Below are 13,036 nucleotides of genomic sequence, written 5' to 3'. Positions count from 1 at the left end.
CCAACCGCTCCTGCGCCGCCCTTATGTCGGCGTCAGTTTCAGCGCGCCGTCGCCTTCGTCGACCTGGATCGTCGAGCCGTCCTTCACTTCGCCTTTCAGGATCAGATCGGCAAGCGGGTCTTGCAGATATTTCTGCACCGCGCGCTTCAGCGGGCGTGCGCCATAGACCGGATCATAACCAACCCGGCCCAGCCACGCGCGTGCCGCATCGGTAAGCTCCAATGTCACCTTGCGGTCGGTCAGCAACTTCTGCACCCGCGCGACCTGAATATCGACGATCCCGGCCATATGCTGCTGCGCCAAGCGATTGAACAACACGATCTCGTCGAGCCGGTTCAGGAACTCGGGCCGGAAATGCGCGCGCACCACCTCCATCACCGCGGGTTCGGCCTGTTCGACCGGGGCGTCATCGGGCAGCGCGGCGATCGCCTGACTGCCGAGGTTCGAAGTCAGGATGATCAGCGTGTTGGTAAAATCGACCGTGCGTCCCTGTCCGTCGGTCAACCGCCCGTCGTCAAGCACCTGGAGCAGGATGTTGAACACGTCCTGATGCGCCTTCTCGACTTCGTCGAACAATACGACCTGATAGGGGCGGCGGCGCACCGCTTCGGTCAGCGTGCCACCTTCTTCATAGCCGACATAGCCCGGGGGCGCGCCGACCAGCCGCGCAACGCTGTGCTTTTCCATGAATTCGGACATGTCGATGCGGACCATCGCATTGTCGTCATCGAACAGGAACCGCGCCAGCGCCTTGGTCAGCTCGGTCTTGCCGACGCCCGTCGGGCCGAGGAACAGAAAGCTGCCGAGCGGGCGATTGGGATCCTGCAGCCCGGCGCGCGCGCGCCGTACCGCGGTCGATACGGCGCGCACCGCCTCGTCCTGACCGATGACGCGGCTGGCAAGGGTTGCTTCCATGCCCAGCAATTTCTCGCGCTCGCCTTCCATCATGCGGTCGACGGGGATGCCGGTCCATTTGCTGACCACCGCAGCGATATCGTCCGCGGTGACCTCCTCGCGCAACATTGCGTTGCTCGAGATGGCCTGCGCCTCTTCGAGCTGCCTTTCGAGCGCGGGGATCGTGCCGTAGCTTAGCTCGCCTGCTTTCGCGAGGTCGCCCGCGCGCTGCGCCTGTTCAAGCGCCGAGCGCGCAGCGTCGAGCTCTTCCTTGATCTTCGCTTCGGCGTGGATCTTGTCCTTTTCGGCCTGCCATTTCTGGGTGAGTTCGGCCGATTGCTGTTCGAGGTTGGCGAGTTCGGCTTGCAACGTGGCCAGCCGATCCTTCGACGCGGCGTCGCTTTCCTTCGACAGCGCCGATTCCTCGATCTTCATCTGGATGATCCGGCGGTCGAGCGTCTCGATTTCCTCCGGCTTCGATTCGACCTCCATACGGATGCGGCTCGCGGCCTCGTCCATCAGGTCGATCGCCTTGTCGGGCAGGAAGCGGTCCGAGATGTATCGGTTCGACAGCGTCGCGGCGGCGACGATCGCGCCGTCGGTGATCCGCACCCCGTGGTGCAGCTCGTATTTTTCCTTGAGCCCGCGCAGGATCGAGATCGAATCCTCGACCGTCGGCTCGCCCACGAACACCGGCTGGAAGCGCCGCTGGAGCGCGGGGTCCTTTTCGACATGCTTGCGATATTCGTCGAGCGTCGTCGCGCCGATGCAATGCAGCTCCCCACGCGCGAGTGCGGGTTTCAGCAGGTTCGACGCGTCCATCGCGCCCTCACCCTTGCCCGCACCGACCAGCGTATGCATCTCGTCGATGAACAGGATGATCTCGCCCTCGGCGGCCTTGACGTCATCGAGCACGCCTTTCAACCGCTCCTCGAATTCACCGCGATATTTGGCGCCTGCGATCAAGGCGCCCATGTCGAGCGACAGCAGGCGGCGATCCTTGAGACTGTCGGGCACGTCGCCGTTGACGATACGCAGCGCGAGCCCCTCGGCGATCACGGTCTTCCCGACCCCGGGTTCGCCAATCAGCACCGGATTATTCTTGGTGCGGCGGGCAAGGATCTGGATCGTGCGGCGGATTTCCTCGTCACGGCCGATGACCGGGTCGAGCTTGCCCTCGCGCGCGACGTCGGTGAGGTCGCGGGCGAATTTCTTGAGCGCGTCATAACGATCTTCGCTGCTCGCGGTGTCGGCGCTGCGCCCGCCACGCAGCTCGTTGATCGCGGTGTTCAGCGCGTCGGGCGTGAGCCCGGCATCGGCAAAAGCCTTGCCGACTGGGGTGCCGCTCGCCAGCACCATGGCCAGCAGCAGCCGTTCGACGGTGACATAGCCGTCGCCTGCTTTGGTGGCCACCTGTTCGGCCTGATCGAGCAGGCGCACCGCGTCATTGTCGAGACCCGGCGTTGCCTGCGCGCCCGATCCGGATACGGCGGGAACCTTGGCAAGCAAGGCGTCAATGCCGGCGACCGCGCGTGCGGCGTCCCCGCCGCTCTTCGCGATCAGGCCGGCGGCCATGCCTTCACTGTCCTCAAGCAGCGCCTTGGCGATATGCTCGGGCGAAATCCGCTGATGGTTCATGCGGATCGCGATCGTCTGCGCGGCTTGCAGGAATCCCTTGGCGCGGTCGGTGAATTTTTCGAGGTTCATGACGGAAAGCCCCTTTCTCGCAGACCAAGATAGTGTTGCCATTTGGCAACACAAGGGGCTGGTACCAGTTCCCGTTCGCATCGAGTGACGTTGAGATGCCCATCCGCCGCACACGCATTCAGCGTGTCTCGACTTCGCTCGACACGAACGGAGCTGAGGGCCGTTACTCCCCGCTGCGTGCCAGTTGATCGAGCAAGCGGACACCGAAGCCGCTCATCCCCTTGGGAACCAAGGGCGATGCCTTGTCGGCCTGGTTCACCCCGGCGATGTCGAGATGCGCCCAGGGCGTCGCTTCGTCGACGAAATAGCCGATGACATGCGCGCCGATGCTGGCGCCCGGCCCCTGGCTTGGCGCGATGTTGCGAATGTCGGCGATGTCCGACTTGATCTTTTCGGCATAATTTTTGTGCAGCGGCATCCGCCACACTTCCTCGCCGCTCGCGGTTCCGGCGGCGAGCAGCGCCGCGGCGAGCTTTTCGTCGCGCGCGAACAGCCCGGCATATTGATCGTCGAGTGCGCCGACGATCGCGCCGGTCAGCGTCGCGATATTGACGATCGCGCGCGGTTTGTACGCCTGTGCGACATATTCGTTGGCGTCGGCGAGGACGAGGCGCCCTTCAGCGTCGCTGTTGAGCATCTCGATCGTCTTGCCCGACATCGTGCGGGTGACGTCGCCGGGACGCTGGGCATTTCCGTCGGGCATGTTTTCGGCAAGCGCCGCGACCCCGACGACATGCGCGGAGGCGCGCGATTTGGCGAGCGACAGCACCGCGCCCATGACCGAGGCGGCGCCCGACATATCGCCCTTCATGTCCCACATGCCCGCGCCGGGCTTCAGCGAAATGCCGCCCGAATCAAAGGTGATCCCCTTGCCGACAAATGCCATCGGCGCGGCGGGGGCATTGGCGCCGCGATAGCGCACCAGCATCAGGCGCGAACCGCGCGGGCTGCCCTGACCAACCCCGACGATCGTCCCCATGCCGAGCTTGCGCATCGCGGCTTCGTCGAGCACCTCGATGCTGACCCCGGCGGTGCCGGCAAAGGCTTCACGCACCCGGGCGACGAAGCTTTCGGGATAGATGATGTTCGCGGGTTCGTTGGCGAGGTCGCGCGACAGGCGGACGCCATCGACCAGCGGTTTCCAGCGCCCGTTGAAGGCGGCTTCGGCCGCAGCCGGATTGGCGCCCACGACGGTCACGGCGCCGCTCGGCGGTGCCTTTTTGTCGACCGTCTTGTACCGGTCGAAACGATATTGGCCGAGCGCGAAGCCATAAGCGACATCGGCGGCGGACGCATCGCCGAACGCGCCGGCGATCGTCACCGGCTGGGCTTCGCTTTTCAGTTCCTGCGCCGCCTTGCCGCCTGCTTCGGCGAGCGCGAGCGAGGTCGGGGTGGCGCCGGTGCCGACCAGCAGGATGCGCGAATAGGTGCCGATCCCGCGCAGGGACAGCGTCGATCCGGCTTTGCCGTCGAAGGTCGCGGCGGCGATCGCGGCGGTCACCGCCTGACGTTCGGCGGCGCCGAGCGCGATCCCGTCGAGCGGCGGCAGCGCGGCGTCGGTCATCGCGATGACGAGCGCGCCGCTTGCCGGGGCGCTCGCCGCAAAGCCGATCGCGCGTTCGGCGCTATTGCTGGCGGTCGCCGGGATCACGCCCGACCCGGTCACCGTCTGCGCCATAGCGGGCGGGACCAAGGCGAACGATAGGCACGCGGCAAGAAGCAGGCTTTTGTGATTCATGGAAATTCCCCGTTTGAAGTTATGGCGCCCTGCATAACCAAGTGGCGCCTGATCGCAAATTCGGCTCGACGAACGACAGTTGCTTGCCATCGGACGACATGGCGGTCAGACAGGCGCGGATCGAGCGCATAAAAGGGACCAGAGATGTTGCGACGGATTTTGCTGGGATTTTTGCTGTTGCTCGTCGTTACCGCCGCGTCGCTGGCGCTGTGGGAACCGCTGACTGCCGAAGCGCCAGCCGCACCGGCCTACCAGCCTGCCGACGTCCGCATCGCGCGCGACAAGTTCGGGGTACCGCATATCTTCGGCAAGACCGACGCCGACGTCGCCTATGGCGTTGCCTATGCGCATGCCGAGGATGATTTTGCGACCCTGCAGGAAGTGCTGGCGATGACGCGCGGGCGCGCGGGGGCGATGCTGGGCGCCGATGGCGCGAAGGTGGATTATGCCGCGGCCCTGCTCGACGTGCGCGCGACGACAGCGCGCGACTGGCCGCGCCTTCCCGCCGATGTGCGAGCGCTGTTCACCGCCTATGCCGCAGGGCTCAATCATTATGCCGACAAGCATCCGGACAAGGTGCGCTTGTCGGGGCTGTTCCCGGTGACCGGCGAGGATGTGGTCGCGGGTTTCGTGCTGCGCTCGCCCTTCTTTTTCGGTCTCGATTCGGTGCTCGGCCAACTGGTCGAGGGCAAGGGTATGCACCGCGAGGGCGGACCCGCGCTCGACGCGACGGGGAAGATCGTGCCGCGCGCCGATACGCCGGTCGGCAGCGATCCCGCCAGCAACGGATCGAATGCGATGGCAGTCGCGCCCGCGCGCTCGACCGATGGCGCGACGCGGCTGGTGTCGAATTCGCACCAGCCATGGACGGGCGGCGTCGCCTGGTACGAACTCGTCGTCCATAGCGAGGAAGGCTGGGACTTTGCGGGCGCCAACTTCCCCGGTTCGCCCTATCCGTTCCTTGGGCACAACAAATATCTGGGGTGGACGAACACGGTCAATCGTCCCGACCTGATCGACGTGTACAAGCTGGTGCTCGATGAGAGCGGCGAGCAATATCGCTACGATGGCGCATGGCGGCCGCTGGAGGCGAAGCGCGTCTGGCTGAAGGTCAAATTCGGCCCGTTCGTGCTGCCGGTGCCGCGGACCGTTTATCGATCGATCCACGGCCCCGTGGTCAAGAACGACAAGGGCGCCTTTGCCATTCGCTATGCCGGGATCGACCAGGCGGCGATGGTCACCCAATATTATCGGCTGAACAAGGCAAAGGATTTTGCCGAATGGCGCGCCGCGATGGCGGGGCAGGGCGTCCCCGCGACCAATTTCATCTACGCCGATGCCAAGGGGAATATCGGGCTTTTCTATAATGCGATGTTCCCCGACCGGCCCGACGGATTCAACTGGCGCGGGGTGTTGCCGGGCGATCGCTCGGCGGCGCTGTGGACAAAGACACTGCCGTTCGATCGCGTTCCGGCGCTGGTCAATCCACGCTCGGGATATGTCATGAACGCCAACAACACGCCGTGGGTCGCCGCGGGCCCGGGCGACGAGCTCGACGCCGCGGCTTTCTCGCCGCTGCTGGGGGTCGAGGACGATATGACCAATCGCGCGACGCGGTTGATCGAGCTGTTCGAAGCATCGGGGCAGATCGACGAGGCGCGGCTGAAGGCGATCAAATATGACACCGCCTATGCACGGTCGGGTTACGCCAAGGCGTGGATGGACCGCCTGCTCGCGTTGAACGTCAAGGACGATCCGGCGCTGGTCGCGGCGCAAAATTTGCTCCGCCGCTGGGACTGGAACCTCGACGGCAAGGGGAAGGGCGACGCGCTGGCGCTGATGGTGCTGCGCCCCGCTAACGGCAGTCATTACCAGCGCCGCGCCGGTCCCGATCCGCGCACCGTGCTGGCCGAAACGGTGGCGCATTTGCAGGAACATTTCGGCGGGCTCGATCCGAAACTCGGGACCGTGCTGCGGCTGCGTCACGGCGAAGGCGCGTCGCGGATCGACCTGCCGCTCGACGGCGGCAACGACACGGTGCGCGCGTCGACACTGTGGGACGCCGAGCCCGACGGGCGCCTGAAAGTGCGCCACGGCGACAGTTTCATCATGTTCGTGACGTGGGACGCGGCGGGCCGGGTGCGCTCGGAATCGATCCAGCCGTTCGGGTCGGCGACGACGCGGCCCGAAAGCCCGCATTATAATGATCAGGCGCCGCTGTTCGTGCGACACCAGCTGAAACCCGTGTTGTTCGATCCGGCGGCGTTGAAGGCCAGCGGGGCGCGCTTCTATCGGCCTTGAAAGCCGCGAACGGCTGTCCTAAACCCCTGATACAGTGCCGTCCGGTACGCGGTCGCGCGCAGGCGCAAAAACTTCTGCGTTCGTAATCCAAGAGGAAGTCCATGCCCCGTTTCCATCGTTTCGCCCTTGCCCTGGCGGCGACCACGTCGCTCGTCGCTGCCGGCCCCGCGTTCGCCAAGTCGAAGGCCGCCGATCCGGCGCCGATCGCCGATCTGGTGAAGGCGGTCGATATTCCGCACGAAGACTTCACGCTCGACAATGGTCTGCGCGTCATCGTCCACGAGGACCGCAAGGCGCCCGTTGTCGCGGTGTCGGTGTGGTACCGCGTCGGATCGAAGCATGAACCCAAGGGCAAGACGGGCTTTGCGCATCTGTTCGAACATCTGATGTTCAACGGGTCGGAAAATGCACCGAACGACTTTTTCGAGCCCTTGCAGCAGGTTGGCGCGACCGATTTCAACGGGACGACCAACGTCGACCGCACCAATTATTTCGAGACGGTTCCGACCGGCGCGCTTGATCTCGCACTGTTCCTCGAAAGCGACCGCATGGGGCACCTGCTCGGCGCGGTGACGCAGGAAAAGCTCGATAACCAGCGCGGGGTCGTCCAAAATGAAAAGCGACAGGGCGACAATAACCCCTATGGCCTGCTGCGCTACGAAATCTTCGAAAATCTGTTCCCCAAGGGGCATCCCTATCACCACAGCACCATCGGTTCGATGGCCGACCTCAATTCGGCGAGCCTTGACGATGTGAAGAAGTGGTTCACCGACAATTACGGGCCGAACAATGCGGTGCTGGTGCTGGCGGGCGACATCGACGTCGCAACCGCAAAGGCGAAGGTCCAGCAATGGTTCGGCGACATCCCGCGCGGGACTGCGGTTCAGGCGCCCGCCGCGTCGGTGCCGACGCTGCCCGCCCCGCTCGCCAAAGAGGTCAAGGACCTGATCCCGACCCCGCGCGTCTATCGCATGTGGGCCATTCCGGGGCTCAACGATGCCGAAGCGGTGCCGTTGCAGATGGCGACCGCGGTGCTCGGCGGGTTGTCGTCGTCGCGGCTCGACAATGCGATGGTCCGCACCGATCCGGTGGCGGTGAGCGTCGGTGCCTTTGCGCAGACGTTTGAAGATGCGGGCTTGCTGGTCGTCCAGGCCGATGTGAAGCCCGGTACCGATGTCGATACCGTCGGCAAGAAGCTGGACGCGGAAATCGCCAAGTTCCTCGCGAACGGGCCGACCGCCGATGAGCTTCAGCGCGCCGCGGCCAGCTATCTGGGCGGCACGATCGCCGGGCTTGAAGCGGTCGGCGGCTTTGGCGGCAAGGCGGTCGCGCTCGCGGAGGGCGCGCTCTATTCGAACGATCCCGCCTATTACAAGGTCGAGCTCGACCGGATGGCGAAGGCGACACCCGAACAGGTCGCCGCCGTCGCGCGCAAATGGATGTCGCGCCCGGCCTTTTCGCTGACCTACACCCCCGGCGAACGCACCGAAGGCGGCGAGAATCGCGGCGGCGCGGTGACCGCAGGCAAGCTGGTCGAAGCGGTGGCGCCTGATCGCTACTGGAATCCGGCGCTCGGCGATATCGGTCCCGATACTGGTATCGGCGCGGCGACCTCGATCGCCGACCGGTCGCAGTTTCCGGCGGTCGCTGATCTTACCGCGCTCGATTTTCCGGCAATCGAGCGGGCGACGCTGAAAAACGGCGTCGAGGTCGTCTTCGCGCGCCGTACCACGGTGCCGACGGTCAATGTCGCGGTCAGCTTCGATGCGGGCTATGCCGCCGATCCGCATAGCGCGCTCGGCACCCAGTCGCTGATGCTCAGCCTGATGGACGAAGGCACCACCAGCCTCAACTCGATCGCCTTTGCCGAAGCAAAGGAACGGCTGGGAGCGCAGATCGATGCGACCGCCAACGCCGATGAAACGGTGTTCAGCCTGTTCGCGCTGAAGCCCAATCTTGGCGCATCGCTGTCGTTGCTTGCCGATTATATCCGCAATCCGGCGTTTGATGCCAAGGAACTCGAGCGTGTGCGGGCGCAGCAACTCAACCGGCTGAAGGCCGAACTCAACAATCCGAATGCGATCGCGGCGCGCCTGATGGCGCCGATGTTGTATGGCGCCGACCATCCCTATGGCATTCCGCCGTCGGGGCTGGGCGACGCGAAGGCGGTCGAGGCGGCGACGCGCGATCAGCTCGCCGCGTTCCACAGCGCCTGGATCCGTCCCGACAACGCACGCGTGTTCGTCGTCGGCGATACGACGCTGGCCGAAGTGAAGAAACAGCTCGACGCGACGCTGGGCCAGTGGAAGGCGCCGAAAACCGCGAAGCCGGTCAAGAATTTCGCCGTCGCAATCCCTGCACCCAAGCCGCGCATCCTGTTCTTCGACCGCCCCAAATCGCCGCAGTCGATCATTCTGGCGGGCAAGGTGCTCGATGCGAAGGGCGGCGACAGCCTGGAAGTGCTGCGGTCGGCCAACGACATTTTCGGCGGCAATTTCCTGTCGCGCTTCAACACCAATTTGCGCGAGACCAAGGGCTGGTCCTACGGCGTGCGCAGCCGCATTTCGGGGGAAACCGACCGGCTGAGCTGGGTCGCGGTGGCGCCGGTGCAGGCCGATCGCACCGGCGATTCGATCAAGGAACTGCAGAGCGACCTCAAGAGCTTCCTCGCCGACAAGGGCGTGACCAAGGAAGAGCTGGAACGCACGGTCAACGGCAGCGTCCGTGAATTGCCGGGCAGCTTCGAAACCTCGGCCGATGTGCTGGCGGGATTGCGCAATATCGTGAAGTTCGGGCGGCCCGACAATTATTACGAGACGCTGCCCGCGACCTATGAAGCGATGACGGCGGCCGAAATTGATGCCGCGGCGCGTAAGGCGCTGAGCACCGATGATCTGGTCTATGTCGTCGTTGGCGATGCCGCGGTCGTCAAACCGCAGCTTGACGGATTGGGTTTGCCGGTGGAAACAGCGACTCCGATTAACTAACATTGATTTCAGTAAGGAGAGCTTCGATGTCCGTAGATGGCAGCTATGATTGCGTGACCAAGTCGCCGATGGGCGATCAGAAATCGGTGTTCACGGTCAAGAGTGACGGCGACAGCTTCACCGGATCGAACGCCGGCGCGATGGGCGCGCTCGACGTGGAAAATGGCAAGGTCGACGGCAACAAGCTGACCTGGACCATGAACATGAAGGTGCCGATGCCGATGACGCTCGAATGCGAAGCGACGATCGACGGCGACGCGCTGACCGGGACGATCAAGGCTGGTGCGTTCGGATCGATGGCGATGACGGGCACCCGTCAGGGCTGATCTTTCCGGCAGAGACGTGCGAAGGGCCGTTCCCAAAGGGAGCGGCCCTTTTGCTTTGCATAGCAATGCTTTTTGCCTTGGGGGTGGCCAAAGCAACTGCATCGGCGCATAGGCTGCCCCGATGCACAGCCCGGCCCCACCCCCCAAGCGGACCCTGCCGGCTGACCGCGAAATGGTGGTCATGATGGCGATGGTGATGGCACTCAACGCGCTCGCCATCGACGCCATGCTGCCCGCGCTGCCCGCTATCGGCAAAGGGCTGGGGGTGCTTGTTGCCAATGACCGGCAATATGTCATCTCGCTCTATCTGCTGGGCATCGGTTTCGGATCGCTTATCTATGGTCCGCTGGCCGACCGGTTCGGGCGCAAGGGCGTGCTGGTTCCGGCGCTGTTCGCCTATGTGGCCTTTTCGATCGGCTGCGGCCTGGCGACGAGCTTTCCGATGCTGCTCGCGCTGCGTTTCGGCCATGGGCTGGTCAGCGCGGCGCTCGGGGTGATCGTGATCGCGGTGATCCGCGACCTGTTCGCGGGCGATGCGATGGCGAAGCGGCTGTCGCTGATCTTCCTCGTCTTCATGATCGTGCCGATCATCGCGCCGACGATCGGAGCGGGGGTCGCGGCGCTGGCGGGCTGGCGCGCGATTTTCATCGTGCTCGCGGTGATGGGGCTGGCCATGATTGCGTGGCTGCGCCGTCTGCCCGAGACGCTCGAGCCCGCCGACGTGCGCCCACTTGACTGGCGGACGATGGTCAGCGGCTGGGCGACGGTGACGCGGCATCGCCGCGCCGCAGGGTATATGATCGCGTCGGGCATGATGCAGGGGGCGCTCTACGGCTATCTCAACAGCAGCGAGCAGATCATCGACGAAGTCTTCGATGCGCAGAGCTGGTTCCCGCTGATCTTTGCCTGCGTCGCGGTGGGGATCGCGATTGCCAATTTCTCGAACGCGGCGATCGTCGAGCGGTTCGGCGCGCGACGTGTGTCGCAAAGCGCGGTGTTCGCTTTCATGGCGACGTCGATCGCGCAGATCGCCGCGGCGCTCAGCGGCGCCGAAACGCTGTGGATGTTCACCGTGCTGATGATGGTCAATGTCGGGTTGATCGGCTTTATCGGCAGCAATTTCGGATCGATCGCCATGGAGGATTTCGGTCATATGGCCGGGGTCGCCTCATCGTACCAAAGCTTTGCCAAGACGCTGCTTGCCGCGACGGTCGGGGCGTTGATCGGCCAGCAATATGACGGCACGACGCTGCCGCTCGCTTTTGCCTTTCTGATCAGCGCGATCGTCGGCCTTGCGCTGGTGTTCTGGGCCGAGCGCGGCAAGCTGTTCACCCGGCCGGGGACCGCGCCCAAGACGCCTTACTGACAAAAATGAAGAAGCCGCCGCAGCACAGGCTGCGGCGGCTCTTCCAAACCCGGTCTGCGACCAGGCCTTAGTCGTGGATCGGCGCCGTTGGTTCCAGTTCGCCTTCATGAACCTCGACCAGACCCTGGCCGAGGTGGCTCTTGCGGTAGCCGTAGGCGAAGTAGACCACAAAGCCGATTGCTGCCCAGCCGGGCAGGACCAGCATCGCTTCAAAAGGCAGATTCAGAAACAGGAACACGCAGCCTGCCATCGTCAACGGCCCGATCAACCAGAGCGCGGGTGTGCGGAACGGCCGCACACGACTCGGTTCGGTTTTGCGGAGTAACATCACCGCGAGCGCGACCATGAAGAAGGCATAAAGCGTCCCCGCATTGGCGATATCGGCGAGCTGCCCCACCGGCAGGAACGCCGCGGCAAAGGCAACGACGCTGCCCGTGATCGCGGTGACGACATAGGGCGTTTTCCACTTGGGGTGGATTTTCGACAGGCCTTCGGGCAGCAGGCCGTCGCGCGACATCACGAAGAAGATGCGCGTCTGGCCGAACAGCAGGATCAGGATCACCGACGGCAGTGCGACGAAGGCTGCGATCCCCAGCATGTTGCCGATGCCCGAGAAACCGATTTCGCGCAGAACATGCGCCAAAGCTTCGTTCGAGCAGACCAGCATCCCCGAATATTCGGGCAGCGCGCACTGGCGTGCGAGCTCGGCCGAACCGGCGGGGAAGGGAATGCCGTTCGGCCCCATGATCGGCTGGCCACCGATCGTGCCGATCGCGCCGGCGGCGACGAGGATGTAAAAGATGGTGCAGATCAGCAGCGATCCGATCAGGCCGATCGGCACATTCTTTTGCGGATCGCGCGTTTCTTCGGCAGCCGTCGATACCGCGTCGAACCCGACATAGGCGAAAAAGATCGTCGCGGCGGCGCCAACGGCACCGATCCCCGAACCAAGCCCGCCGAACACGCCCGCGGGCAGGAACGGGTTGAACTTGTCCATTTCGGCCTGCGGCAGCGTCAGGATGATGAAGGCGGTGAGCGCGGTCACCTTGATCGCGACCAGAACGGCGTTGACGCGGGCGGATTCGGTGGTGCCGATCATCAGCAGCCAGGTCACCAGCAAGGCGATGACGACGGCGGGCAAGTTGATCAGACCGCCGGGCGCGCCGCCCAGGGCCAGCGGTCCGGCCGCCAGATAGGCGGGCAATTGTATGCCCAGAAACTCGTTCAATATTGTCCCGGAGAAATAGCCGGACCAGCCGACCGACACCGCGCTCGCCGCGACAGCATATTCGAGGACGAGCGCCCAACCGACCGACCAGGCGAGAATTTCGCCCATCACCGAATAGGTGTAGGTGTAGGCGGAGCCCGCGACGGGCATCATGGCGGCGATTTCGGCGTAGCAGAGCGCCGCGACGATGCAGATCGCCCCGGCGATGGCAAAGGCGAGCATCAGGCCAGGACCGGCCTTTTGCGCGCCTGCCGAGGTCAGCACAAAAATGCCGGTACCGATGACGCAGCCGATCCCGAACAGGGTCAGTTGCAGGGCACCGAGCGAGCGATGGAGCGATTTCTTTTCGGCCGTGGCCAAAATGGCGTCGATCGGTTTGACGCGACCAAATATCATGTGAACTTCCCCTTTTTGGCGACTTTGCCGCCATTCTCCTGCCGCGCAGACTAGACGCTTCGCGCGCCAGCGCAACTTAATTTCAGGCTTGTT

Annotated in this window: 7 protein-coding genes; 4 read left to right on the top strand and 3 right to left on the bottom strand. The window is 64.3% G+C overall.

The window, feature by feature from the left end; all coding sequences use genetic code 11:
- Nucleotides 1-21: 21 nt before the first annotated feature.
- Both clpB and SPYCW_RS15085 read right to left on the bottom strand, forming a co-directional pair.
- Entirely contained in the window at nucleotides 22-2,601 is a 2,580-nt protein-coding gene (gene clpB, locus SPYCW_RS15090; RefSeq protein WP_120217488.1) for an ATP-dependent chaperone ClpB, read from the bottom strand.
- Between the two features lie 163 nt (nucleotides 2,602-2,764).
- Nucleotides 2,765-4,339, bottom strand: coding sequence for a leucyl aminopeptidase (locus tag SPYCW_RS15085; protein ID WP_232014734.1), 1,575 nt, complete (start codon nucleotides 4,337-4,339; stop codon nucleotides 2,765-2,767).
- A 144-nt stretch (nucleotides 4,340-4,483) separates the two neighbouring features.
- Here SPYCW_RS15085 and SPYCW_RS15080 point away from each other — a divergent pair, with 144 nt between their 5' ends.
- From SPYCW_RS15080 to SPYCW_RS15065, 4 genes are all read left to right on the top strand, one after another.
- Complete coding sequence (locus SPYCW_RS15080) at nucleotides 4,484-6,640, top strand: acylase (RefSeq protein WP_172595524.1); 2,157 nt, start codon at nucleotides 4,484-4,486, stop codon at nucleotides 6,638-6,640.
- 101 nt (nucleotides 6,641-6,741) lie between these two features.
- Nucleotides 6,742-9,627, top strand: a complete 2,886-nt coding sequence (locus tag SPYCW_RS15075) for a M16 family metallopeptidase (RefSeq protein WP_120217486.1) — start codon at nucleotides 6,742-6,744, stop codon at nucleotides 9,625-9,627.
- A gap of 26 nt (nucleotides 9,628-9,653) precedes the next feature.
- Complete coding sequence (locus tag SPYCW_RS15070; RefSeq protein WP_120217485.1) at nucleotides 9,654-9,953, top strand: hypothetical protein; 300 nt, start codon at nucleotides 9,654-9,656, stop codon at nucleotides 9,951-9,953.
- Between the two features lie 121 nt (nucleotides 9,954-10,074).
- Nucleotides 10,075-11,319 (top strand): multidrug effflux MFS transporter, encoded by a 1,245-nt coding sequence (locus SPYCW_RS15065; protein ID WP_120217484.1) that lies wholly within the window; start codon nucleotides 10,075-10,077, stop codon nucleotides 11,317-11,319.
- Nucleotides 11,320-11,386: 67 nt separating this feature from the next.
- Here the strand turns inward: SPYCW_RS15065 and SPYCW_RS15060 are convergent, their stop codons facing one another.
- Entirely contained in the window at nucleotides 11,387-12,943 is a 1,557-nt protein-coding gene (locus SPYCW_RS15060) for an amino acid permease (RefSeq protein WP_120217483.1), read from the bottom strand.
- Between the last annotated feature and the right edge of the window lie 93 nt (nucleotides 12,944-13,036).

This window comes from Sphingopyxis sp. EG6, from assembly GCF_003609815.1.
Lineage (GTDB): Bacteria > Pseudomonadota > Alphaproteobacteria > Sphingomonadales > Sphingomonadaceae > Sphingopyxis.
The sequence above is the reverse complement of the archived record's forward strand: the minus strand, read 5'-3'. Positions and strand labels throughout refer to the sequence as shown.